The sequence below is a fragment of the Virgibacillus sp. LDC1 genome (assembly GCF_025792345.1).
Classification (GTDB): Bacteria; Bacillota; Bacilli; order Paenibacillales; family Paenibacillaceae; genus Paenibacillus_AQ; species Paenibacillus_AQ lautus.
The window spans coordinates 374,062-395,937 of sequence record NZ_JAOXLZ010000001.1 but is presented as its reverse complement, the minus strand read 5'-3'; the positions used below and the strand labels follow the sequence as shown (position 1 = coordinate 395,937).

28 protein-coding genes and 1 tRNA gene are annotated in these 21,876 nt (G+C 45.8%); 10 read left to right on the top strand and 19 right to left on the bottom strand.

The genetic code is table 11. The features are described from left to right. Window positions 1–39 precede the first annotated feature (39 nt). On the bottom strand, window positions 40–1,332 hold the full coding sequence (gene aroA / locus OHJ21_RS01835; RefSeq protein ID WP_486019234.1) for a 3-phosphoshikimate 1-carboxyvinyltransferase: 1,293 nt from the start codon (window positions 1,330–1,332) through the stop codon (window positions 40–42). Window positions 1,333–1,497: 165 nt separating this feature from the next. Here aroA and OHJ21_RS01830 point away from each other — a divergent pair, with 165 nt between their 5' ends. Continuing rightward, the gene (locus tag OHJ21_RS01830) at window positions 1,498–1,806 is read left to right on the top strand and encodes a rhodanese-like domain-containing protein (protein WP_174819205.1); all 309 of its coding nucleotides are present in this window, start codon (window positions 1,498–1,500) and stop codon (window positions 1,804–1,806) included. A 131-nt stretch (window positions 1,807–1,937) separates the two neighbouring features. On the opposite strand, the gene OHJ21_RS01825 is transcribed toward OHJ21_RS01830, so the two are convergent. Further along, window positions 1,938–2,450 carry a shikimate kinase gene (locus OHJ21_RS01825; protein WP_279300438.1) on the bottom strand — a complete coding sequence of 171 codons (513 nt, stop codon included), beginning with the start codon at window positions 2,448–2,450 and terminating at the stop codon, window positions 1,938–1,940. A 205-nt stretch (window positions 2,451–2,655) separates the two neighbouring features. Between OHJ21_RS01825 and OHJ21_RS01820 the strand changes: the two genes are divergently transcribed. Beyond that, entirely contained in the window at window positions 2,656–3,093 is a 438-nt protein-coding gene (locus tag OHJ21_RS01820; protein ID WP_394057091.1) for a hypothetical protein, read from the top strand. A gap of 45 nt (window positions 3,094–3,138) precedes the next feature. On the opposite strand, the gene gndA is transcribed toward OHJ21_RS01820, so the two are convergent. Both gndA and OHJ21_RS01810 read right to left on the bottom strand, forming a co-directional pair. After that, a complete protein-coding gene (gene gndA / locus OHJ21_RS01815; RefSeq protein ID WP_207797440.1) occupies window positions 3,139–4,548 on the bottom strand; it encodes an NADP-dependent phosphogluconate dehydrogenase in 1,410 nt (469 codons plus the stop codon). Window positions 4,549–4,740: 192 nt separating this feature from the next. After that, a complete protein-coding gene (locus OHJ21_RS01810; RefSeq protein WP_100536070.1) occupies window positions 4,741–5,337 on the bottom strand; it encodes a hypothetical protein in 597 nt (198 codons plus the stop codon). Window positions 5,338–5,601: 264 nt separating this feature from the next. On the opposite strand from OHJ21_RS01810, the gene OHJ21_RS01805 reads away from it, so the two are divergent. Both OHJ21_RS01805 and OHJ21_RS01800 read left to right on the top strand, forming a co-directional pair. Further along, window positions 5,602–6,225, top strand: coding sequence for a DUF1054 domain-containing protein (locus tag OHJ21_RS01805; RefSeq protein ID WP_394057094.1), 624 nt, complete (start codon window positions 5,602–5,604; stop codon window positions 6,223–6,225). Window positions 6,226–6,598: 373 nt separating this feature from the next. Next, window positions 6,599–8,074, top strand: a complete 1,476-nt coding sequence (locus OHJ21_RS01800) for an aminotransferase class I/II-fold pyridoxal phosphate-dependent enzyme (protein WP_100536068.1) — start codon at window positions 6,599–6,601, stop codon at window positions 8,072–8,074. A gap of 66 nt (window positions 8,075–8,140) precedes the next feature. Here OHJ21_RS01800 and OHJ21_RS01795 read toward each other — a convergent pair whose 3' ends face one another. Further along, complete coding sequence (locus OHJ21_RS01795) at window positions 8,141–8,464, bottom strand: DUF1292 domain-containing protein (RefSeq protein ID WP_071223049.1); 324 nt, start codon at window positions 8,462–8,464, stop codon at window positions 8,141–8,143. Window positions 8,465–8,557: 93 nt separating this feature from the next. After that, complete coding sequence (locus OHJ21_RS01790; protein ID WP_100539292.1) at window positions 8,558–9,112, bottom strand: stalk domain-containing protein; 555 nt, start codon at window positions 9,110–9,112, stop codon at window positions 8,558–8,560. 251 nt (window positions 9,113–9,363) lie between these two features. Here OHJ21_RS01790 and OHJ21_RS01785 point away from each other — a divergent pair, with 251 nt between their 5' ends. Further along, a complete protein-coding gene (locus OHJ21_RS01785) occupies window positions 9,364–10,101 on the top strand; it encodes an MBL fold metallo-hydrolase (RefSeq protein ID WP_326112387.1) in 738 nt (245 codons plus the stop codon). 62 nt (window positions 10,102–10,163) lie between these two features. Next, window positions 10,164–10,397, top strand: a complete 234-nt coding sequence (locus OHJ21_RS01780) for a DUF3892 domain-containing protein (RefSeq protein ID WP_100536066.1) — start codon at window positions 10,164–10,166, stop codon at window positions 10,395–10,397. A gap of 86 nt (window positions 10,398–10,483) precedes the next feature. Here OHJ21_RS01780 and OHJ21_RS01775 read toward each other — a convergent pair whose 3' ends face one another. Together OHJ21_RS01775 and OHJ21_RS01770 are read right to left on the bottom strand one after the other, a co-directional pair. Beyond that, window positions 10,484–10,927, bottom strand: coding sequence for a GNAT family N-acetyltransferase (locus OHJ21_RS01775; RefSeq protein WP_090912986.1), 444 nt, complete (start codon window positions 10,925–10,927; stop codon window positions 10,484–10,486). A gap of 348 nt (window positions 10,928–11,275) precedes the next feature. Further along, window positions 11,276–11,539, bottom strand: coding sequence for a hypothetical protein (locus tag OHJ21_RS01770; protein ID WP_100536065.1), 264 nt, complete (start codon window positions 11,537–11,539; stop codon window positions 11,276–11,278). A gap of 135 nt (window positions 11,540–11,674) precedes the next feature. Between OHJ21_RS01770 and OHJ21_RS01765 the strand changes: the two genes are divergently transcribed. After that, window positions 11,675–11,747 (top strand) — tRNA-Val (locus OHJ21_RS01765). A 152-nt stretch (window positions 11,748–11,899) separates the two neighbouring features. Here the strand turns inward: OHJ21_RS01765 and OHJ21_RS01760 are convergent. Both OHJ21_RS01760 and OHJ21_RS01755 read right to left on the bottom strand, forming a co-directional pair. After that, on the bottom strand, window positions 11,900–12,121 hold the full coding sequence (locus tag OHJ21_RS01760; RefSeq protein ID WP_165789588.1) for a hypothetical protein: 222 nt from the start codon (window positions 12,119–12,121) through the stop codon (window positions 11,900–11,902). A 151-nt stretch (window positions 12,122–12,272) separates the two neighbouring features. Next, window positions 12,273–13,325, bottom strand: a complete 1,053-nt coding sequence (locus tag OHJ21_RS01755; protein ID WP_486019233.1) for an acyltransferase family protein — start codon at window positions 13,323–13,325, stop codon at window positions 12,273–12,275. A gap of 711 nt (window positions 13,326–14,036) precedes the next feature. On the opposite strand from OHJ21_RS01755, the gene OHJ21_RS01750 reads away from it, so the two are divergent. Further along, window positions 14,037–14,210 (top strand): hypothetical protein, encoded by a 174-nt coding sequence (locus OHJ21_RS01750; protein WP_165789600.1) that lies wholly within the window; start codon window positions 14,037–14,039, stop codon window positions 14,208–14,210. A 418-nt stretch (window positions 14,211–14,628) separates the two neighbouring features. Here OHJ21_RS01750 and OHJ21_RS01745 read toward each other — a convergent pair whose 3' ends face one another. From OHJ21_RS01745 to OHJ21_RS01710, 8 genes are all read right to left on the bottom strand, one after another. Next, the gene (locus tag OHJ21_RS01745; RefSeq protein WP_098742799.1) at window positions 14,629–14,769 is read right to left on the bottom strand and encodes a cyclic lactone autoinducer peptide; all 141 of its coding nucleotides are present in this window, start codon (window positions 14,767–14,769) and stop codon (window positions 14,629–14,631) included. Then, window positions 14,747–15,295 (bottom strand): accessory gene regulator ArgB-like protein, encoded by a 549-nt coding sequence (locus OHJ21_RS01740; RefSeq protein WP_486019232.1) that lies wholly within the window; start codon window positions 15,293–15,295, stop codon window positions 14,747–14,749. The genes OHJ21_RS01745 and OHJ21_RS01740 overlap by 23 nt, the downstream gene beginning before the upstream one ends. Then, a complete protein-coding gene (locus OHJ21_RS01735) occupies window positions 15,231–15,914 on the bottom strand; it encodes a hypothetical protein (protein WP_326112392.1) in 684 nt (227 codons plus the stop codon). Before OHJ21_RS01735 ends, OHJ21_RS01740 begins: the two co-directional genes overlap by 65 nt. A gap of 734 nt (window positions 15,915–16,648) precedes the next feature. Beyond that, a complete protein-coding gene (locus tag OHJ21_RS01730) occupies window positions 16,649–18,253 on the bottom strand; it encodes a hypothetical protein (protein WP_486019231.1) in 1,605 nt (534 codons plus the stop codon). 28 nt (window positions 18,254–18,281) lie between these two features. Continuing rightward, window positions 18,282–19,067, bottom strand: a complete 786-nt coding sequence (locus tag OHJ21_RS01725; protein WP_486019230.1) for an ABC transporter ATP-binding protein — start codon at window positions 19,065–19,067, stop codon at window positions 18,282–18,284. 64 nt (window positions 19,068–19,131) lie between these two features. Then, window positions 19,132–19,671, bottom strand: coding sequence for a GNAT family N-acetyltransferase (locus OHJ21_RS01720; RefSeq protein ID WP_486019229.1), 540 nt, complete (start codon window positions 19,669–19,671; stop codon window positions 19,132–19,134). Between the two features lie 22 nt (window positions 19,672–19,693). Continuing rightward, on the bottom strand, window positions 19,694–20,320 hold the full coding sequence (locus tag OHJ21_RS01715; protein ID WP_486019228.1) for a TetR/AcrR family transcriptional regulator: 627 nt from the start codon (window positions 20,318–20,320) through the stop codon (window positions 19,694–19,696). A 379-nt stretch (window positions 20,321–20,699) separates the two neighbouring features. Then, complete coding sequence (locus OHJ21_RS01710) at window positions 20,700–20,909, bottom strand: hypothetical protein (protein WP_486019227.1); 210 nt, start codon at window positions 20,907–20,909, stop codon at window positions 20,700–20,702. Here OHJ21_RS01710 and OHJ21_RS01705 point away from each other — a divergent pair. Beyond that, window positions 20,814–21,167: a L,D-transpeptidase gene (locus OHJ21_RS01705; RefSeq protein WP_253300999.1), complete on the top strand. Its 354-nt coding sequence runs from the start codon at window positions 20,814–20,816 to the stop codon at window positions 21,165–21,167. The two genes, OHJ21_RS01710 and OHJ21_RS01705, sit on opposite strands and share 96 nt — an antisense overlap. A 51-nt stretch (window positions 21,168–21,218) precedes the next feature. On the opposite strand, the gene OHJ21_RS01700 is transcribed toward OHJ21_RS01705, so the two are convergent. Next, entirely contained in the window at window positions 21,219–21,602 is a 384-nt protein-coding gene (locus OHJ21_RS01700) for a VOC family protein (protein ID WP_326112399.1), read from the bottom strand. A gap of 89 nt (window positions 21,603–21,691) precedes the next feature. Here OHJ21_RS01700 and OHJ21_RS01695 point away from each other — a divergent pair, with 89 nt between their 5' ends. Beyond that, window positions 21,692–21,853, top strand: a complete 162-nt coding sequence (locus OHJ21_RS01695) for a hypothetical protein (protein ID WP_164817388.1) — start codon at window positions 21,692–21,694, stop codon at window positions 21,851–21,853. Window positions 21,854–21,876: the final 23 nt, after the last annotated feature.

Below are 21,876 nucleotides of genomic sequence, written 5' to 3'. Positions count from 1 at the left end.
CCTCTCCATTCGTAATAGACGAGCCGCTTGGCTATTCCTTTATTTTACCCATTCTACGTTAGCTCCAAGCGCCTTCATGTGATCAAAATATTGCGGGTACGACTTGGCCACATGATGCGCGTCCTTAATCCGGATCGGCTGATGTGCGCGAAGCCCGACCACCGTCAGAGCCATGATCACCCGATGATCATAATGGGCATTGATCTCCACACCACCCTCAACGCCTTCCGGACGGCCGTGAACGATGATCTCGGCCTGGCGCTCCTCAACGTTGGCTCCTGCTTTTCGCAATTCATTCAAATAATCCGTAATCCGGTCGCATTCCTTATAGCGGAGATTCTCCACGTTGTAGAATCGGGAGGTTCCTTCCGCAAACACTGCGGCCGCTACCATCGCAAGCACCGCATCGGTCGCTGCATCTCCGTCAAATTCCAATGCCTTGAGGGTACGGTTGCCCTGCACATGGACATTTCCGTTCTCGTGCGTGAGCGGTACCTCCATCATCCGAAGGACGTCAATAATGGCCCGCTCCCCCTGCTTGCTGTCCTCCGACAGATTGCGGATGGTTACATCCGACTGCGTAACCGCAGCCGCCGCCAGGACGGCAGCGGAGCCCGGATAATCGCCTTGAGCCGTATAGGTCTTCGCTTCGTAGGATTGACCGCCAGGAACCCGGAAGAAGGTATAATCGTCCTGTGCGTGAATCGTAATGCCCGCCTGCTCCAGCACTTCCAGGGTCTGACCGATAACGACCTTGGATTTCAAATCTCCGGTAACGGTAATTTCGCTGTCTTCGGCAAGCAGTGGCGTTAAGAACAGCAGTGCGCTTAAGTACTGCGAACTCACTTCGCCAGAAACGGTGAGCTGTCCGCCCTTAGGCTGACCGCCACGAATCGTGATCGGCAGCTTGCCCTCGTTATGCTCCACTTCCACACCCAATTGACCAAGCGTATCAATGAGATCATCATGAGGACGTTTGCCCAGTGATTCCGGATAGGTATTGACGAAGGTAACCTCTTTCGACAACGCCGTGATTCCCATCAGGAAACGCAAAACGGCACCGGCATTACCGACATTCAGTTCCTTCACATCCCGCGGCGATTTGCCAAAGCCCGTAATGACCGCCTTCTCCTCGTCCTCCTCGATCACGGCTCCGAGATCTCGAATACAGCGTCTCATGGCATCGCTATCCTCGCTATGTGCTGGGTAATAGATCGTGCTCGTTCCTTCCGCAAGTGCAGCCACCAGCAGGTAACGGGTAGTATAGTTCTTGGAGGATAACGCTCCAATCTCTCCGTTTAATATAGGCGTAGGCTTGACGATTACATCCATCGTATGTATCTCTCCTTGTGTATATTATGTTACGATAACCAACCTTGAAATCTCCCCTAGGATAAATTGACAGGGAAAGAACCGCTTGGTTATCATAGTCATGTGAACTGGAAATTCAGATCGTTACGATCTTAATCATTTATTATCAGAAAAGAGGTCTATATGATGAAACCGATCCCTCAAATGGAAACATCGGAGCTTAGAAGCCGGCTTCAAAACGGCGAAAATGTGTACATGATTGATGTCCGCGAGGATGAGGAAGTTGCCGCCGGCATGATCAGCGGCGCCAAGCATATTCCTATGGGCGAGATTCCGAATCGCCTGGACGAAATTCCACGCGATCAAGAGGTTGTCTTCATCTGCCGCAGCGGTGGACGCAGTCAACATGTATGCGAATTTTTGAATCACCAAGGCTTGACTAATGTAATCAACATGAAGGGCGGCATGCTTCAGTGGCATGACGATGAAGAATAGACAAGCTTATGGAAGGTGCGGGATGATCGTTATCCCCGCCTTTTTTGCTTGTTCCAAACCAAATGCGGTCCCCAGATTCCCCCATAGAGACTAATCCATGATCATCATTCCAAACCCGTTCGCTGACCATCTTAGCCGCGGTAATGCGTTAAAATGTCAGTCGCCACTTCCCCTGCGGATCGGCCAACCGTATCCACGATTACATCCGCAAACAGGTATTTGTCCTTTCGTTCATCCAGGATACGCCGAACTCTATCTTCGACATCACCCGCAAGCAGCGGTCGATTGGCATCGCCCCGTACCCGTTCGACAATGCTGGCAGCATCGGCTGTAAGAGCAGCGACCCAGCCACCACGTTTCATTTGGTCACAGTTCTCGGAACGAAGCACAGCCCCTCCGCCGGACGCTACGACAATGCCTTTCCGTTGCAAAACGCTGCGCAGTGCAGCAGATTCAGCCTCACGGAAATAAGCCTCCCCATCCGCTTCAAACATCTCGGAAATCGTTCTGCCTTCCATCCTCTCAATTTCCGCATCCAGATCAATCAGGGTGTAGCCGAGCGTGTCTGCCAGAAGACGCCCTACAGTTGACTTGCCCGTACCCATCATCCCGATCAGAATGATGTTCCTACCTATCTTATCCAATTTGACACCCCATTTGCTGCTTCACTGTAAAGGTTGCTCATATCATACCACAGCCCCAAATCTTTCGACAATGGACCTGACTCTCTAAATTGTTGTAATGCGAGTAACCCAAGTAAAGCTCCAATTTTAACGAGTCTATCTGGTTCCCTATTGTCATATACTAATTACAAGAATACAAGATTAAAAGAAAGGAGTGAAATTCATTATGTCTTCTCGTCCAACCGGTCTCTCTTCCGCTGCCAAGCGCATCCGCCGGATCCTCGACCCATCCTACCCGCTATGCCGCGAAGATGTGATCTGGGTGCTTCATTTTGTCCAAAAAAAAGTGGCTCTGAAGGATCCTGCACTGCTGGATCTTTCAAAGCCACGTTTGCTGCAAAATTTCAACAGTTACTGCGAAGCCGCGCTGCTCCTGCTCGGAAGCGGAAACCACATCCATACCAAGAACCACGACATCCGCACCTGTCTCTTAGAAGCCATGCACGGACTTCCTGAGCTGGCGGAGGCACACTCCCCTTCTCAAGCCTGCACGGTTGAATCTCTGATCTCTCCCCCGGCGAATGGAATTCGTCCTACCTCCGAGAGTGAAATTAACCCATCCAGCGAGGATGGTATTCATACTCACGTGAAAGAGCAGGATTAATCCATCCAGCGAGGATGGTATTCATACTCACGTGAAAGAGCAGGATTAATCCATCCAGTTATAGTGGAAGGTTCCTTCTTTGTCCACGCGTTTAAACGTATGCGCTCCAAAGTAGTCACGCTGTGCCTGCAGCAGGTTCGCTGGCAGGTTTGCAGTGCGATAGCTATCGTAGTATGCAAGCGCGCTGGAGAAACCAGGAACCGGAATGCCCAGGGACACCGCGGAAGCAACTACCTTACGCCATGCATCTTGATAGGATTCAATAATATCGGTAAAGAACGGATCCAGCAGCAGGTTCTTGAGCTCAGGATTGTTCTCGTATGCATCCGTGATGTTCTGCAGGAAACGGGAACGGATAATGCAGCCGCCGCGCCAGATTTTAGCGAGGTTGCCGTATTGCAGGTTCCAGCCGTACTCATCGGACGCCACGCGAAGCTGTGCGAACCCTTGAGCGTAGGAAACGATCTTGCTTGCAAACAGCGCTTTGCGTACATTTTCAATGAACTCGGCTTTGTCGCCGTCAAATGCAGCCGTTTTTGGACCATTCAGGATTTTGCTTGCGGCCACGCGCTCTTCTTTCATCGCGGAAAGGAAACGGGAGAACACGGATTCGGTGATCATGGAGAGCGGCACGCCCAGGTCCAAGGAGCTTTGGCTTGTCCATTTGCCTGTTCCTTTTTGACCCGCCGTATCCAGGATGACGTCAACCATCGGCTTGCCGGTTTCTTCGTCATATTTGGAGAAAATGTCCGCCGTAATCTCGATCAGATAGCTGTCAAGTTCGCCTTGGTTCCACTCCGTGAAGATTCCGTGCAGATCCTTCGCGTCAAGGCCGAGTACGTCCTTCAGCAACTGGTAAGCTTCGCAAATAAGCTGCATATCGCCATATTCGATACCGTTGTGAACCATTTTTACATAATGGCCGGCACCGTCTGGTCCGATATATGTACAGCAAGGCTCTTCGTTAACTTTAGCAGAAATGGCTGTCAAAATAGGCTCAACCAGCTTGTAGGCACTTTCTTGTCCGCCAGGCATGATCGATGGACCTTTCAACGCGCCCTCTTCGCCGCCGGAAACCCCAGCGCCGATAAAGTTAAAACCTTTTTCAGCCAGTTCTTTGCTGCGGCGCTGTGTGTCAGGGAAATAAGCGTTACCGCCGTCGATGATGATATCGCCTTTGTCCAAATGTGGAATCAGCTGTTCAATCGTAGCATCCGTAGCTTGTCCCGCCTGTACCATGATCAGGATTTTACGAGGAGTTTCAAGGGAATCCACGAATTCTTCGATCGAGAACGTCCCCTTCACTTGCTTGCCTTCGGTTTCCTTCAGCATATCTTCCGTTTTTTGCGGAGAGCGGTTATATACGGAAACGGTGAAGCCTTTGCTTTCGATGTTCAGGGCCAGGTTTTTTCCCATTACAGCAAGGCCAATCACACCGATTTGTTGTTTTGACATCTGGTTCTCCATCCTTTGCTCCAATATATTTTTAAACAACCCATCCCTATCCGAGATGATTTGCAATAATCTTATATTAACGTTTTTCATTTGACAAGTGAACCCCTGTCACAAAATCAGAACACGCGCGAAAACACCCCTTCTGTTTCGGAGTGTTGTTCGTGCTTTAAACTTGTATCCGGGTTGAAGTCATCACCACTCCAGTCTCATCAGCTCCAAGGAAAGCTCACGGAGTCTTTGCTTGCAAGCCGAAATTTTGTCTTCGTCCCCCTCTTGCAGAGCCGCATGGAGCTTCTCAAGCTCATCATCGGTTTCCAGTCTGGACAGCAGTAATCGCTGTTCCCCTACATCCGATTCAAACAACCGCAGCATTTCCTGCTCCGTCATCGGCGTCCCCTTCTGAAACAGCACCCGCTGCCGGTAACCGGATATTTCCACGAGTCTTATGACCTCACCGAACAAAATATTCTCGATCAATATTTGCCGATCCTTGAAACGTTTCACGACAGCATGGCCACGGGTATTCTCGATCAATTTCTCCATCCATTCCGCGAGTTTGGGATCACGGATCATATAATCGCCTACCAGTTTAAAACCGCTTCCTGTTCGTTGAAACCGCAGCTTTACCAGCTTGCGACCTGTTCGGATTGAAATGACAAACTGCGTATCATTCTCGCTCCAATAAAGCGAATATCCTTCCTGGATCAATTCCTTGATTAGGTCCTGGATATGCCGGCGATCAAACCGGAGCTCCAGGTTGCAATACTCCACTTCCTCGCTCTTATTCACGGCACTCCCTCCTCCGGTTTACTACCGATCATTAAACGGCGGTGAAGATTTCCCCCATGGCTGGTTTTGATGTTGTCTTATCTATATCTTATACTCCATCTTATGTAACGGTAACTTGGTTTATTGACTATTTTTAACCCACATGAACATACGGTGAAGCTTTTCTGGGCAATGCGTGATGTCCGTTCGCCTTATGGTATAATAAGTTATCCAAAAACCGAGTTTAGTAACGATATCATCAACAACAGGGAGGCCATCACATCCATGACGGTTACCGGATTTACAGATCAAGATTTCGACGTATTCTCCGTTCCCGGGCTTGAAGCCCGTATGGAGGTTCTCATTGAACGGGTAAGACCCAAGCTGGAAGTGCTAGGGGCTGAGCTCGCCCCCTATGTATCCGCATTGGCTGGGGAAGAGATGTTTGTGCATGTGGCCAAGCATGCTAGACGCACTGTCAATCCTCCCATTGACACCTGGGTCGCTTGGGCTGCGAGCAAACGCGGCTATAAAGCACTGCCTCATTTTGAGGTAGGCATGTTCGGAACCCATCTGTTTGTCATCTTCGCGATTATTTACGAAAGCCCCAACAAAACCGTGTTTGCCAGCAACCTGGAAGCCAAGCTGAAGAAAACAGCGAAGGCGCTGCCTAAACATTTCTACTGGTCCATGGATCACATGAACCCGGCCGGCACCCCTCATCAGGATATGAGCGAGGAGGATTTCACGCGTCTGATTGAGAAGCTGAAGCAGGTGAAAAAGGCTGAAGTCATGTGCGGACTGCGCATCCCGCGCGAGGAAGCCGTCAAGCTTGAAGGGGACGAGCTGGTGCATAAAGTGCAGGAGACGTTTGAGACGCTGCTGCCGCTTTATAAAATGGCGTTTTAATGAGCATGATATGTGGATGAAAAGGGCTGCTGATGCAGCTCTTTTTTTAAGATTATAGAATTTATAAATTTTCAGCGAAGCTGAACAATTCTATAATCGCAAGAAAAACTACCTTTAACCGCGGTCTGTCTTCTGAGAAAGTACGTCGATAGACGTTTTTCTTATGGATGATATTTTAATGAAGGAACGATGAAGATCTTGTTGCTCCTCCGTAATATGTCTAAAGTTTGAAGCGTTGCCGGACAAAGCAAAAAAAGCCGTTCATTCTCCTTGCATTCCCCCCCTATTTTGCTATACTCAATTTTGTTTATATAAAAACAGAAATCAACAAATCATAAGAAAATAAACATAAGGAAAGGTTGTGACAACGTCCATGGACCACAGTCGTACACCGCTCTTCACCGCACTTAAAGAACATGCGGCCAAAAACCCCGTGCAATTTCACATTCCGGGACATAAGAAGGGCCTCGGCACCGATGCCGAATTTCGGGAATTTATAGGGGATAACGCCTTTTCTATAGATTTGATCAATATTGCGCCGCTGGATGATTTGCATCAGCCTACGGGCGTCATCGAGGAAGCCCAAAAGCTGGCCGCCGACGCATTCGGTGCCGATCACACCTACTTCAGTGTCCAAGGAACAAGTGGAGCGATCATGACCATGATCATGTCGGTATGTTCGCCCGGCGATAAAATCATCGTACCGCGCAATGTCCATAAATCCGTGCTTTCCGCCATCATTTTTACCGGGGCCAAGCCTGTATTCGTATCGCCTGCCCAGGATTCCAATGTGGGTATCGATCACGGAATCACCATCAGCTCGGTCCGAAAAGCATTAAAACGTCACCCTGACGCCAAAGCCGTTTTGGTCATTAACCCAACTTACTTCGGGGTTAGCGCGAATCTGAAGGAAATCGTGGATTTGGCTCACAGCTACAATGTGCCCGTTCTCGTGGATGAGGCGCACGGAGTATTGATCCACTTCCATGAAGACCTTCCGATGTCGGCAATGGAAGCCGGAGCCGATATGGCTGCGACCAGCGTTCACAAACTCGGCGGCTCGATGACGCAGAGCTCCGTACTGAACGTGAATACCAAGAACGGATACATCAATCCTTACCGCGTACAAACAATCATCAGCATGCTGACCACAACCTCAACCTCCTATATCCTGCTGGCATCGCTTGATACTTCACGCCGCAGTTTGGCGCTGCATGGACGCGAAATGGCTGCAAGGACGATTGAGTTGGCGCAATATGCACGTCATGAAGTTAATAAAATCGAAGGTTTGTACAGCTTCGGTGAAGAAATATTAGGCGGAGAAGCAACGTACTCCTATGATCCAACCAAATTGACGATCCATGTACGTCATCTTGGCATTACAGGATATGAAACCGAGAACTGGCTGCGGGATCACTACAATATTGAGGTGGAGCTCAGTGATATGTACAATATTCTGTGCCTCATTACACCGGGGGACAATCGGGAGACCATCGATATTTTGCTGACAGCGCTCCGCGAGCTTTCGGATCAGTACATGCATGTGAATGAGATTAACGAGCTGGTTGTGAAGACACCAGAAATTCCGCAGTTATCGCTTATCCCTCGCGATGCGTTTTACGGAGATACGGAAGTTGTGCCTTTCAAGGAATCGGCAGGACGCATTATTGCCGAATTTATCTATGTCTACCCGCCAGGGATTCCAATTCTGCTTCCGGGCGAAGTGATTTCCCAGGAAAACATCGATTACATTATCGATCATGTCGAGGTAGGCCTTCCGGTTAAAGGTCCTGAAGACCGCAGCATCCAAAATGTGAAAGTCATCGTGGAAACAGACCCTATATTCTAAAATGGCAGCTGTAAATACAATAAACCCGGTGCGAGAGGTTCGCACCGGGTTTATTGTTTGGGAGTCTTATTCCTGGTTTGCAGCAGCGACCAGTTCGTTGTAAACCGCCTCTACTTCATTCCATTCTTCTTCGTCCTCAATATTGTAAAGAACCATTTCCTCGTTCTCTTCTTCCATACGTAGAATGACGCCGTCCGCTTCCGGATTTTCGCGTTCAAGCAAAAGCGCGTAAAGTTTCTCGCCGACATCAAATGTCTCCACAAGAACCATCTCTACTTCTTTTCCTTCTTCATCCGTCAATGTCAGCACAAACTCTTCATGTTCGTGATCGTGGTCATGGTCATGACCGCAACCGCAAGCATCTCCGTGTTCATGTTTGTGTTCACTCATTGAAAAAACCTCACTTCGGTTAAATTATCATACTTTCGTATCGTATCACGGATAGCTTCTTCAGGTCAATTTCTGCCAATGGTTTTATCCCCATCAGTTGAGCGTTGTAATGACTTTTTCAGCAATTTTCACAAAATCCGAATCCGCTTTTACTTTTACATAAAAACCAACCGAATACTTACCTGTTGTTTTAAAATCGTACGTGAAGTCATAGGTTCGGAACCAAAAGTTATCCTTGCGGTCCTTCACAACCTCGGATTGAATATCCTTGATATTGCCCGAAGGATCCTCAATCGCTACTTTCACGGAATGAATATCGTTGTTTAAGCTGTCTACCTGGCTAAAAACATTGAATTTCAGCTTCCCCTTGTTCACGTTGCCGAATACAGTATCTCCTTTAAACAGGAAAATATGCACGTTCGGCTTGATGACTTGAACTTGTCCATTCGCGGGATTCCAATCTACAGCCCCGTCAAATTCCCGAACCGGCACATAGGTTTTGCCGTCAATTAAATATCCGCCATCCTTCAATTCATGACCGTTCAGCCAGACACGGACACGCTCATTGACGGAATCTGCAAACAAAAGGGTGCTGCCACCCATTAAAGAGAGCACTAGCATACATGCCATCACTTTTTTCCACTTCATAATAATCATTTCCCTCCATTGGCTCATCTTGTTGTTATATGTGTATACTACATGTCAAAAAACAAGTTGCGGACAATTTTGCACTTTGTGGTAAAATTTTTTCCTCATGCTTTAAGGTTTGTTCCTCTCACGAATTATCCTGCATTTCAGCCCCGATTCGATCATATAATCCGTGTAAATCCACGTGGAATTCGTTAAAATATACATTAGCATACTGGACTGCACATCAAATCATCAGGAGGTTTCATCCATTGACACTGAAATTGCAAATGCTTGGCACCGGCAGTGCGTTTGCCAAGAACTACTATAACAATAACGCACTGATCCATGACGGAAATTTCACACTGCTCATCGACTGCGGCATTACCGCTCCCATGGCACTTCATCAGCTAAATAAAACATTTAACGACCTGGATGCCGTGCTTATCACTCACATTCATGCTGACCATGTAGGCGGACTTGAGGAGCTTGCCTTTATTATGAAAATGAAATATAACCGCAAGCTCCCGCTCTACATTGCTGAATCGCTGGTGGAACCGATATGGGAACATTCACTCAAAGGCGGCTTATATCAACAGGGACATATCTCCTCCCTGGATGATGTATTTGACGTACGCCCTTTGAAACCGGGAGTAAAGGCCAATATTTCATCAGGGATCTCGGTAGAGTTGATTCATACGCAGCATATTCCCGGCAAGGACAGCTATTCGCTTTATCTGAATGACCGGATTTTTTACAGTGCTGACATGGTATTCGATCCTATACTGCTCAACCAATTGGTGAATGAGCGGGATTGTGAAGTGATTCTGCACGAATGTCAGCTGCAGGGCCCGGGCGAGGTTCATACGACACTGGATGAACTGCTGAGCCTCCCTGAAGAAATTCAGGAACGCACCTATCTCATGCATTACAGCGATGAGGTCGAAGCTTTCATTGGCAAGACCGGTATCATGGAATTTGTGGAGCAGCAGCGGGTGTACGAATTGTAGAACAATATAGATGAATAGTTTATGAGGTTTCCCGGGAACACTAATGCCGGGAGGCGATTCATATGGATAATGCACAACAAGAAGTCGTAGGCGTCCGTAAAAATGGCGATGGCGACATCATCGAACTTAAACTGGATAACGGTAGTGTCGTTGACTACAAGACAGCTCAACAGATGGCCAAGAATAAAGAAATTAAAAACCTGAACGTATTCCGTGGACGTGACGGAGACGAACATCTTCGTTCCAATGCGGATGGCGATCCCAGCAACAACCTGGATAATTTGCCAAACTTTTAATTCATGCCTAAAAAGACCTCGAGTCGATACTCGAGGTCTTTTCTTTTTAGAACGATGGGATCATTAGCACCTTATAGTTAAGAAGCCTACAGTTCCTTTTTCATACGAACGTGGGGAATGCCAGCATCATCAAACGGCTCGTCCGAAATCGTTTCATACCCAAGCTTGCGATAAAATGCCTCCGCTTGCACCTGCGCATCCAGCACGGAATACTGCAGTTTCAATTCACGCGCCTGCGCTTCCAATGCCATCATGAGCACACGCCCTATCCCTTTGGAACGGAATGGCTTACGTACTGCGATTCGCTGCATTTTGGCGGAATCCTTATTGTAATAGGTGATGCGTCCGGTTGCCGCGTACTGTCCCTCTGATTTGATCAAGATATGATGCGCATCGGATTCGAGGCGATCGTAATCATCAATCTCCAGGTCAATCGGAACCTTCTGTTCAAGCACGAAGACATCCTTCCGGATATCCAGCGCCTGCTGCAACTGCTCTTCTGTTGATACATTTATGATTTCTGCTGCCATTTCAACACCTCTTTATGTAGAATCAATTCCTTGTGATAACGCAGATCGAGATATTATACAAAATAATCATTTTCCTGTATAGTATAAGCTAACGTTTTCTTGAAAGGAGCATGGCCTTTATGGGCATGGGAACCACGATATTTTGGGCTGTTATCATCTCAGCCATCATCATCTACCCTATTTTTTGGGCGATCAAAAAAGGTTATTCCCGTAAATGGGATGAGGAATAGCATCGGCCGTTTTACAGCAAACCGTCAGCTTGAGAGCCGACGGTTTGCTCTGCTCACTGTTGAGCAAAAGATAAAGACATTGATAGGATCAATCTGTTACAAAACGTTACTGACCCCTTTATGGTTGGAGGTCGCGTAATGTATCTACCGAATCCATCGGCGGCACCGGCTCCAGTGCCCCGCTTCCCTGGTTAGAATAAACGTCCTGATCTACAGAACGGCCGTAAACATCGAGCAATACAGGCGCTGCAGGCCCATGCAGCGGCTCCAACTGCACCGACGTTCTCTCCGGGATACTGCAACCGCTCCCCAGTACAGATACCCCCAGCAACGAGAGCACCAGTCCGGCTCGTTTGAAATAATGGGATTTCCCACCTGCCATGCCATTCACGCTCCTCCATTGGCAAAATCATGCTGTATTTAGTCTGAACCGGAATGTGATTTTTTATAACGAGAAAACCATTGACAGCCACATGGTCTGCTGGTAATATATGAATTACCTTTTTAAATATTTCATGATCTGTTAGCTCAGCTGGGAGAGCACTATCTTGACAGGGTAGGGGTCAGTGGTTCGAGCCCACTACAGATCATAGCCTAGAGCCCTTGCGTAGCAAGGGCTCTTTTCTTTTTCATTCGCAACTATTAGCTCTAAAAATTAAGTGAGGGTAGGTAAAATGAGTTTTTTAGAAGCTATATCGGCTGAAGATTGTATGTATGTCGAACGATATATTATTGCAGTTGGTTATAGCTGCATATGAACGCGATTGTTGTTATATAGAAGCGAATCTGAAAACACCTGAACATATGTCGATACAATAAAATTAGCTGTAGACCGAGCATTGTACGCCAGACCATTTTTACCATCCTCAATTTTGTTCAATCTATGGTGAGCTGACCTAGCAGAGGCCAGTGCTTCTGCTGATGTTTCGTTAGCATTAATCGCTCTGCCTAATTTTCCATCCATGTTGTCCACCTTCGTTTCTACTCTGGTGATTTTTTAGCATTTCGGACTGTACACCGTCCATACCCTTTCCCCCATTCTCTCTAAATAGAACAAATTATTACGCATATAAAAAAAGCAGGCCACATATGACCTGCTTACGTTTAGGTTAATCTCACTGTAAAGTTTTTGCTTTTGAAACAACTACAGAACCCTCTTTTGTTACCTTGCTTTTAAAACTCCAATTCTTTAACTTCATCGCTGGCTTTTCAATAAAATGCCACGACAAGAATGCAAGCCCGAGGACAACAGGGATACTAATTAATATGTTTGCAATCACTGGTATCCCAGCACCCCAAAGATAAGTTACTGTTTGTTGTACAGGAAATGCGTAAATGTATATACCATAAGATAAATCACCGCGCTTCCCAAAATTATGGAATCTAATTTTATTATGGTATGAAAGATAAAATATCAGATATCCACCACAAACAGTAAACACATCGATCAAACCACCAAACTTAATGCTAGTGATAATTAACACCAACGATATGAGTGCATACCATTTATTTAATGGTATCTTATCCCTATATGAATATACCAACATACCGCTTGCAAAAAAGGGAAACAAGTCAATGAGTGATGGGAGATAAACCCAACTTATGTTTTCTGGGACATACGATCTTAAAAAAAGTCTACCGTAAATTGAAAAGACAAATAAAAACAGAAGAATTTCTTTTCTTTTTAAGGCGCCAAATATTCCGATTACTGCGACAATTGCATAACACAAAATTTCGTAAGGGATTGTCCATAACGACCCATTAATAGAGTTATTAAATGAGAATGTATCTTCAAAAACACCTGGCAATGTCCAATGCATCGGAAACATGAAAACCACTTTTAAGTATTCATATGTTCTTTCGTCGCCTAAATAATCTTTCATAGACAGAGTAGTTACTATGGGACCAACAACAAAAGCACAAAAAAACGTAGCTGCAATTAACCCAGGGTAAATACGCAATACTCTAGATTTAGTAAAGGTCCAAAAGTTATTTGACTTGTCGAAGCTTTGAGTTACTAGAAAGCCGCTGATAGTAAAAAATATGGCTACAGCCATTGATCCTAAATCCCACTGTCCATTCGATAATTTTGAAAACAACTCGCCGTTATGAGCAGTCAGAGGATAAGCATGAGAAAAAATCACTAAGACAGCTGCCAAAAACCGCATGATGTTGTAGTTATTGCTTTTATGCGATAACTGTATCCGACTTCCTACCGTTTGTTCTTTACTGATAGTAATTGCCCCCTAGCTGATGTTTGTTCACAATCATAATTATCAGCTAAGGAGGCTAAAAATACCATATATTTTTTTATGTTTCTGGTTTCTATTTTCCACCTATCTCTTCTACTCCTGGGTTTGTTTATCAGCACGAACAAACTTCTAATTTCCTCGATTTTCCATCCTGAATAATCTCTAACAATTTCACCTCCTGACCAGGGTAAAAAATTCCAACCGCCGTGATAACCTAATTGGAAACACTGTGCTCAGTATCACAACGATAAATGAATCGGTTTGAAATACAAGTATAAAAATTCTTTATTTTGGATCAACAAAAATGGCACCCTGCCAGCATTATGCTGGTAGGGTTTTGCTTGTTCTATATTATAAAGATCAAATCTCGATTGATCTTACAAAATCTAACACACTTCGACATATAGATCTGTAGATCAACAAATCGAAACATCCATTATTGTTCATAATATCCCAATGTAATCCAAAATCACTATATACTCGGTGTTAGGTGTATGTTACGGTTAGATCAAGGTTGGCCAACTGATAACTGATATTCTTTTACATCTTGATATTTCACACACGCTAACATACACTGTTATGGTAACGCCACCTGCCAATTTCGATATAGTGCGTGGAGTTATTAAGATGAAAGCAGACGGTGAAGGGACCCATATAGATATGCTCAATGGCAACGGAAGAGGATATCCTGAATCTATTAGTTGGAACGCCAAACCTGGGGAGAAAATTTATTTTAGAGTACTTGATAACGGCTTTAATAATTTCAATGAACCTTATACAATCCAGTTTACAAAAACATAGAAAAGCCTCTGCTGGCGTTTTGCTGACAGGGTTCCTCTACTTCTGCTTCTTTATATCATTACTGAATTGTCGAATACTGACACACAATTTAAAATAGCTATCGGTGAGTAAATTTAATATGTTATCATTCTTAAAAACAATATCTTGCATCAGTAATTCTAAATTCATCAACAGTAGATACTATCCCACGACATCACAATGCTTGTAGATATAAAAAACGTGTTAAATAATGCCCCTTTTGTTTGTTTTCATAAGTGACGTACGCATCGCAAGATCAAACGACACCAAACTTCTACTTATCCATATAAAAAAACGGTACCTAGAAAGGTACCGGAAACCATAACCCACATATTCATACATCGTTTATCTATATCATAACTAAAACGTACCTCAGTCCCCTTACGGATAGGGTCATGGCTTATTTCAAAAGTTCTTCCGGTGTCTCTCCGCTGTACACAAATACGGGACTTGCTGTATTCACTACGAATACGGCTACCATCGTCAGAGCAGATGCGATAAAAGAAAACAACCGATGTCTAATCCTGTGGATCCATAACATGAGCTTGTCCTCCTTTCCAGCGTAATAAACTAATAGCCTGGACCAAATATATGACAGCCAATGTTGGGGACTGAAGTCCAAAATTAAACATAACAATGAGACTGCTAATCATGCGGAGTTTTGCGTAATGCTTCTTCGGTATTCGGGACTGCCTCTCGATTCGGCTGGGAGCGAACACCATCACCAGCAACAGACTGAGAGCATTAAGGATGAGCACACCTTCGGTATCAATATCTACAAAAGATACCAGGGTGAATAATGCTGTCGTGAATGCAATGCAGCCGGCCCCCGTCTTAAGGTGATACCCTCCTGAAAATTGCCTTAATATCGCGAAACCCATCAAGGCTAAAACAGCCTGCTTCACGTTACCCGTTAATATAGAGATAACTAGCGTGAAGACCACAATAAACAATACGTTTAAAATGATGGCGATGGCATGGCTCAAAACAGGAACAGAGGACTTATGGTCGGGTACCTGGCGTTTGATCCCCTCCGCTATCCGCTTTGATATTCCTTCTATGATCATAAGAATCCCGCTCCTCTGTATTGATGGCATAATACAAGAAGATTCCAAATGTTATTCCAAAGAAGAGAAGATGCAGCCATAAACGGTTGAGGTAAAATAGAATCGCAATTAATATCAGCACCACGATAATCAAAGCGATCAGTAGAACATGTTCAAATTTAATCCGCAGCTTTTCCAGATCATACTTAAACCCAATACCAAATCTGTACATAATATAGGATATCAATAGTCCTGTCGCTCCTGACAGGATTTGAAGAATATAACCATTGGCATGATCGGTCTGAATGGAGTCAATCGATCCGAATATCGTTGTCAAATAGGCCGTCTGTACCAACGCATAAAGCATGTATCCAATAATGGTACATATCGCCGACCAGATAACTGGAATCTTAATAATGGCAGAAAATAAGAAAACGAAGATCAGCACGGTAATGAGAGGGGCGAGAAAATCCAATTGCAGCTCGTTGCGCATAATGAAGCTTTGTAAGTTGGCAAGTATCATGACAATCAACGCCTGCCATATGTACTCTGTTGTCTTAAATCTAAGCAATGACATGATTAGTGAATAAATCGCCAGTGTTTCAAATGTTGAAAACACCATAAACCAAATAACTTCCATTCAAAGCTTTCCTCCCTACACCCAAGAAATGGTTAAATGTGTACTACGCCACTTCCCGATTTATCCTGATTACACTGGTGTGTATATCGTCCATAAAGAAACGGTATACCGACAGACCCTCAGTTTTCTATCGAGTCGTCCTAAATGATGCATATTCTTGAGGTCAATTCCGATGGCGCCTGCCACTTCTTATATGTCTGGAAACTGTGATGGAAAATGCCAAACTTTAAACGTCGTTTATAGCTCCGGCTTGGCTCAAAAATTCTAAAACAGAACAGCTTAGAATTTATACACCAACCACTTGCAACGTTCAATCCATATACCAAACGAAAACCAAGCATTAGTTATCAAGAATCCACGACCTTGTGAATATGACTAAGCCAGAATAAACTCAGTTTCTACCATTTAACATCCTGACATCATCTAATTCGATTATATAAGGCCCGGAAGGCATAACAACAGGTAATAAAATACATAAGTGGGGGAATCCATCATGGATCTATGAGGTGAAGAGTGAAATAGGAAGTTAATTTGCTATAATTCTATTATATACGAACATACATTCTTATTCAACTACTATAACATGCAAAAATACAATTATCTAAAAAAATCAAAGAAGAGGCATCGCCATCAACTGCCCCTTCCCTTCTCCATCCACGACCATCTAAAGAGGTTGGTGCCCCTTCTTGTTAGCACCCCCTCATCTTCCCTCTGCTCTTCCTGCCATCCCCAACTTACCTATACAGCTTGGTCCATGCCAAGCCATTGGCAACGAGCAGCAGTAGGATATATGCCAACATACCATAGGGAAACGTGCTGCTTACATAATGCAAACCGCATAATCCACCCACTACAATCATAAATAGCAGCACCCACCAGCCGTCTTTCTGCTGAGCCATATGAAACGCTTGAGAGAACGGCGGATTGCGCAGAACAGCCTTGGCTGTTAGAGGAATCAACACCAAGCCGGTAAGGAATATGATGAGAACATCCGGGAAAATCCGGATACCGAACAGGATCAGGAATACGATCGCATTCACAGCGAACAACGGTAGGAACATTTTTATAGCAAAAGCCTTTAAAGCACCTTGGTATAAGGGACTCATGTTTGACATGGGGGCTGCCCCAAACAACCAGAAAGCCTTGGGCTTCCCTGAGAATTTCAGCATCATCACGACCGTTACAATCATGATGAGCATGACGTGCAGCACATAGTACGACGATCCCCTGCCGATTTCCGCCAGAGAGGAATTGCGGATCGTGGAGAAAAAGAACAAATAGGGCAGCAGTACGGACAATCCGAGTGTAGGATACACCTTCAGCTTGAATTCTCTCTCGTTCTTCAACATGCTGGCAGATAACCGAAAACATGCCTGCTCTGTACGCGAACGGCTTACGATTTTGGCCAAAAACCTGTCAAACCGTCCGCGCTCTCGCCCTTTTCCCGCTTCGCTGTGAGCCAGCTTTTCCAGATACTGCTCGAAGGATGGAATATAACGGAGGTACACCATCATGAGCAGAATCGGAACGAACACGGCCAATAAGGAGAGAACCATCAGCCACCCGCTCCCCTCGCCGAACATCCATTCAAACGGAGCCGCAAACCAGACGGGCGGAAGCAGTACCTGCCACCAGGCCGGCGTAAATACCAAATCGAAATCGATCAGATCAAACGAACGGATCACGAACTGATAGCCGATGGCCAGCGTAGCGGAAAGCCCAATCTGTACATAATTGATCAGATCCTTCAGTTTCTCTCCGTCCCAATATTTAAGCAGCACCAGATAAATCATGGAGGTGCTCACCAGAATGAGCATATTCATCAGAATAAGCTCAAGGATGCAGATCAGAAAGAACAGCACGCCATGCTTAAACAGCCCCACGGCAAGTGAAGCAGCCGATAGCGCCCCGGTCAGCAGCAGCAAATAAATGCCGGCATGAATCGATCTCGCCAACCCGACCGTACGACCGTCGATAGGCTTTGTCATCAAAATGCTGCGATCGCGCACATCCAGCAGCACGGATGAGAAATCCGAAATCATGGAGGTCATGATCAGGAACATGAGGATGGCGGACAGGATGCTCATCGGCATCAGATATTCCGGATCGCTCCAGAACACAAACGGAGTCAGGACAAGCCCGATTAAGCCATACAACCAGAGGGAGCTGACAAACAGATTCTTGTCCTGTTCTTCCGCCTTCCGGCTGTTTGAAGATAATATGACGGGTGCCCGCCTCGAGTCCATGAGCAGCTTGACATGCAGGATCCGACGCAGCGTTTCATAGTCAACGCCCATTCTCGAGATAACCCCTTGAAATCGATCCAACAACTTCAGCATTCGAAATGATGATTCCGATCCGGCCATGTCAACTTCCCTCCCGAACGATCGATACGAACCGTTCAGCGATGCTGGCATGGTCATTGAAGCCCGTCAGCTGATTGAACACCTCTTCCAGCGACCCCTCATGGGAATGCTGCTGCAGTTCTTTGAATGTTCCGTCCGCCACCACCCGGCTGTCGGCGAGCAGGATGATCCGGCTACTGATTTTCTCAACAACGTCCATGATATGTGAGGAATAAAAAATCGTCTTTCCCTGGGCCGAGAGCTGGGCCAATACTTCCTTGACCACCATCACGCTGTTCGCATCCAGCCCGCTTAAGGGCTCATCCAAAAACAATAGATCAGGGTCATGCAGCAGGCTCGAGATCAGGAGCACCTTTTGCCGCATTCCTTTTGAAAAGGTTGCGATCCGTGAGTGATAGGCCTTTTCCATGTCAAAACAGCCCATCAATTGCTTCGCTTTATAATCCGCTGCATCATATGTAAGTCCGTACAACTCGCCTATAAAAGTCAAATACTCGGCAGCGGTTAACTGATCGTACAATTCCGCCACCTCGGGCACATATCCGATTCTCCGTTTATAATCGATATTCCCGTCGGAAATATCCTGACCGAATATGCGGACGGTCCCCGTGTACCCCTCAACCAGCCCGAGCATAATTTTTACCGTCGTGCTCTTCCCCGCCCCGTTCGGACCGATATATCCTATCATCTCACCGCGGTTGACCTTCAGATCAATCCCGTTCAATACATAACGGTTATCATATTTCATGCGCAGGTCTTGAATCCATAACACTTCATTTTCGGACATGATATTATTCTCCCATTCTCTCATTGTCTTCACATACCCACCTTATTATGGAAGTGGAGGAAAATCAACCTTTTGACGCATACTCGCTCTGCAGTATCCCCATATGCACGATGTCATGCCAGACGCCATTCCGATACAAACTTTGTCTGGAGCTGCCTTCGTGGACAAATCCGATTTTTTCATACAGCTTAATAGCTTTATGGTTGAAGGAAAATACCCGTAAGTTCACCCTGTGCAGATTCAGCTCCAAAAAAGCATAATCGAGCAAAAGCGTCATCGCTTCAAAACCGTACCCTTTGCCCCAATAGGTCTTTTCGCCAATGTCGATGATACACTCCGCATTCCGGTTCTTGGTATCGATATGAATCAATGACATAATGCCGATCGGTCTGCCCGTTTCCTTCAACAGGATCAGATAGCTCTTCGAGGAGGAAGAGCCCAGGATCACATGCTGAACAAAGTCCTTTGTTTCCTCCAGTTGATAAGCATCCAGGCAGGGACTGGTGGATTGCATCACTTCGAGATCATTCCGCCAAGTATGATACAGATCCGCGTCATTCAACGTCATTTTTCGACAAGTCAATCTAGCAGAATCAAATAGCATTCAAAAAGCACCCTTTCTATAATCATAATTCTATTGTTATAGGATTTAACATTGCGCAGAGAGATTGAATAAACGTTTCCAGCTGCTCCGGCACGCAAGTCACCGTCGGTCCGAGCTGGAAGGTATCCAGCATGAGCCCGTTCAGAAACGAGATCATATACCGCGCTATGGCTTCCGGTTCCAATCGAGGCCGAAACTCCCCTTGCTCCCGACCCTTCCGAATGACCCGGCCCATGGCCTCAACGGTCAGCTGATAACGTTCGGTTAAATAGGGATAATCCTTCTTGGCATGAACATAAGAGGAAGACAGGAAAAATTCAGCCCTGGCCAATACAAGCGAATGCTGGATTAGCGCAATATCACCCTGCTGTTTCCGAACCCAGTCCATCAACTGATTCCATATCGGATACTGCGGATCCGGTTCAAAAAAACGGAGCGTCTCTTGGTCATCAAAACGCAGGACCTCTATAAAAACATGCTCCACATTATCAAAATACGCATAAACGGCCCCCCGGGACATACCCGCTTCATCCATAATGTCCTGCATCACCGTGCGGGTATAGCCCTTTCTGATAAAGACCCGTCTGGCTGCCGTCAATATTTCAAGTTTCTTCTCCCGTTTGTATTCCTCACTAACCCGTGGACACATAAGTCATTCCTCCCCCGACCTTTATCATGAATATCGATTCCACGAACTTCACCTCATCATAAACGACATCAGTGTCGTTTTTTTAACTCATTTCATCATAAACGACATTAATGTCGTTTTCAAGAGACATCCGTAGTAAACACGAAAAGCCTCTTGAAGAAATCCCTTCAGGAGGTATTTGCGTACAGCCAAGCCACGATCCATGTTAGATAGAATGTTCCTTCCCCCTCCTTATATTTCTCTTTGAAAACAACTTGTTCTATTTTTCGGCTTATGCACATTTCCGTCAACATTCGCGAATAGCTGCATATATATGGGGGAGAACGAAAAGAGGTGATCGGACATCATTAAGAGCATTAGCCGCATACTGATCTTCACCTTACTGCTGGTTTTCTTTTTCCCCGCCGTATCCCAAGGCGCTACCGGACAGAAGCTGGACAGTAAGTACACCAAGTACGCACAGTTTATCGTCATTGATAAATCCACCAACAAACTGACGTATTACGAAAAAGGCAAGGTCATAAAAACGTTTCCCGTCGCCACAGGCAAAAAGCCCTCTTATACGCCGGAAGGCCTGTTCAAAATCCACGAAAAAGTGAAGAACAGACCTTACTACAAGGAAGGCATCAAGGGAGGAGACCCGCGTAATCCGCTTGGGGACCGCTGGCTCGGCATTAATGTGAAAGTGAACGGCAGAGTTAGCTACGCGTACGCCATTCATGGAAACAACAACGCGAATTCGATCGGCAAGTACGTGTCGGCAGGTTGTATACGGATGCATAATAAAGACGTTCGCTGGCTCTACGACAAGGTGAAAATGAACACCCCCGTCCTCATCCAAAAATAAGAGCAAAAAGCCAAACACGTTTATGTGTCTGGCTTTTTTAAAATTTGACGTTTACGATCCATACTTCGCTCCGAATTCAATAATATTGCGGTCTGGATCCAGCACGAAAACTTGCGCAAAGCCGGCAACGCTGTCGGGATTAGCTACATACTCAACGCCCATTCGGTCCAGCCATTCCTTCGTTTCGCGGTAACTTTTCACCCAAATCGAGAAATGCCCGTCCGTCGTATCGATCCCACGCTCCCGCAGCGTATCACTGATCGGATGCTCCAGCAGATGGAGCTGCTGGTCTCCGACAGCGTACCAGACACCCTTGGAGGCAAACGGCGGGCGCGGCAGCTCCTGAAACTTCAGCACCTCCGAATAAAACACCTTTGCTTTCTTCAGATCGCGAACCGCCAAGCTAACATGGTGCAGCCCTTCAAATTGAATCATGAATCACACCCCCAGGTATGTAACTTTATTCTAAAGGATACCTTATACATTATATAACATGAATTAACCATCTAAGGGGGGAGTTTACCATGGACATCCATTCGGAGGAATATAAAATCGCCTCACTCAATGGGAATGAAGGTACCTTGAAAGCGATTGAAGACGCTGAGACCAAGATTGCCGAGCTTACAGGCAAAGACATCACCCTGATTGCTTACGAGAAAGACCAGATCCAAGAGAAGAATCAATAATTAAGCCGAGTAAAATAAAGAGC

Bases quoted from the DNA above. Each gene is read 5' to 3' on its own strand.
- OHJ21_RS01805 (WP_394057094.1), top strand. From the start codon at position 5,602: ATGACGGTTACCGGATTTACAGATCAAGATTTCGACGTATTCTCCGTT.
- OHJ21_RS01735 (WP_326112392.1), bottom strand. From the start codon at position 15,914: ATGGAAGTTATTTGGTTTATGGTGTTTTCAACATTTGAAACACTGGCG.
- OHJ21_RS01780 (WP_100536066.1), top strand. From the start codon at position 10,164: ATGGATAATGCACAACAAGAAGTCGTAGGCGTCCGTAAAAATGGCGAT.
- OHJ21_RS01700 (WP_326112399.1), bottom strand. From the start codon at position 21,602: ATGATTCAATTTGAAGGGCTGCACCATGTTAGCTTGGCGGTTCGCGAT.
- OHJ21_RS01790 (WP_100539292.1), bottom strand. From the start codon at position 9,112: ATGAAGTGGAAAAAAGTGATGGCATGTATGCTAGTGCTCTCTTTAATG.
- OHJ21_RS01800 (WP_100536068.1), top strand. From the start codon at position 6,599: ATGGACCACAGTCGTACACCGCTCTTCACCGCACTTAAAGAACATGCG.
- OHJ21_RS01820 (WP_394057091.1), top strand. From the start codon at position 2,656: ATGTCTTCTCGTCCAACCGGTCTCTCTTCCGCTGCCAAGCGCATCCGC.
- OHJ21_RS01775 (WP_090912986.1), bottom strand. From the start codon at position 10,927: ATGGCAGCAGAAATCATAAATGTATCAACAGAAGAGCAGTTGCAGCAG.
- OHJ21_RS01755 (WP_486019233.1), bottom strand. From the start codon at position 13,325: ATGCGGTTTTTGGCAGCTGTCTTAGTGATTTTTTCTCATGCTTATCCT.
- gndA (WP_207797440.1), bottom strand. From the start codon at position 4,548: ATGTCAAAACAACAAATCGGTGTGATTGGCCTTGCTGTAATGGGAAAA.
- OHJ21_RS01720 (WP_486019229.1), bottom strand. From the start codon at position 19,671: ATGCTATTTGATTCTGCTAGATTGACTTGTCGAAAAATGACGTTGAAT.
- OHJ21_RS01730 (WP_486019231.1), bottom strand. From the start codon at position 18,253: ATGCTGAAGTTGTTGGATCGATTTCAAGGGGTTATCTCGAGAATGGGC.
- OHJ21_RS01770 (WP_100536065.1), bottom strand. From the start codon at position 11,539: ATGGCAGGTGGGAAATCCCATTATTTCAAACGAGCCGGACTGGTGCTC.
- OHJ21_RS01695 (WP_164817388.1), top strand. From the start codon at position 21,692: ATGGACATCCATTCGGAGGAATATAAAATCGCCTCACTCAATGGGAAT.
- OHJ21_RS01740 (WP_486019232.1), bottom strand. From the start codon at position 15,295: ATGATCATAGAAGGAATATCAAAGCGGATAGCGGAGGGGATCAAACGC.
- OHJ21_RS01795 (WP_071223049.1), bottom strand. From the start codon at position 8,464: ATGAGTGAACACAAACATGAACACGGAGATGCTTGCGGTTGCGGTCAT.
- OHJ21_RS01750 (WP_165789600.1), top strand. From the start codon at position 14,037: ATGAAAGCAGACGGTGAAGGGACCCATATAGATATGCTCAATGGCAAC.
- OHJ21_RS01760 (WP_165789588.1), bottom strand. From the start codon at position 12,121: ATGGATGGAAAATTAGGCAGAGCGATTAATGCTAACGAAACATCAGCA.
- aroA (WP_486019234.1), bottom strand. From the start codon at position 1,332: ATGGATGTAATCGTCAAGCCTACGCCTATATTAAACGGAGAGATTGGA.
- OHJ21_RS01725 (WP_486019230.1), bottom strand. From the start codon at position 19,067: ATGTCCGAAAATGAAGTGTTATGGATTCAAGACCTGCGCATGAAATAT.
- OHJ21_RS01715 (WP_486019228.1), bottom strand. From the start codon at position 20,320: ATGTGTCCACGGGTTAGTGAGGAATACAAACGGGAGAAGAAACTTGAA.
- OHJ21_RS01830 (WP_174819205.1), top strand. From the start codon at position 1,498: ATGAAACCGATCCCTCAAATGGAAACATCGGAGCTTAGAAGCCGGCTT.
- OHJ21_RS01745 (WP_098742799.1), bottom strand. From the start codon at position 14,769: ATGTTATGGATCCACAGGATTAGACATCGGTTGTTTTCTTTTATCGCA.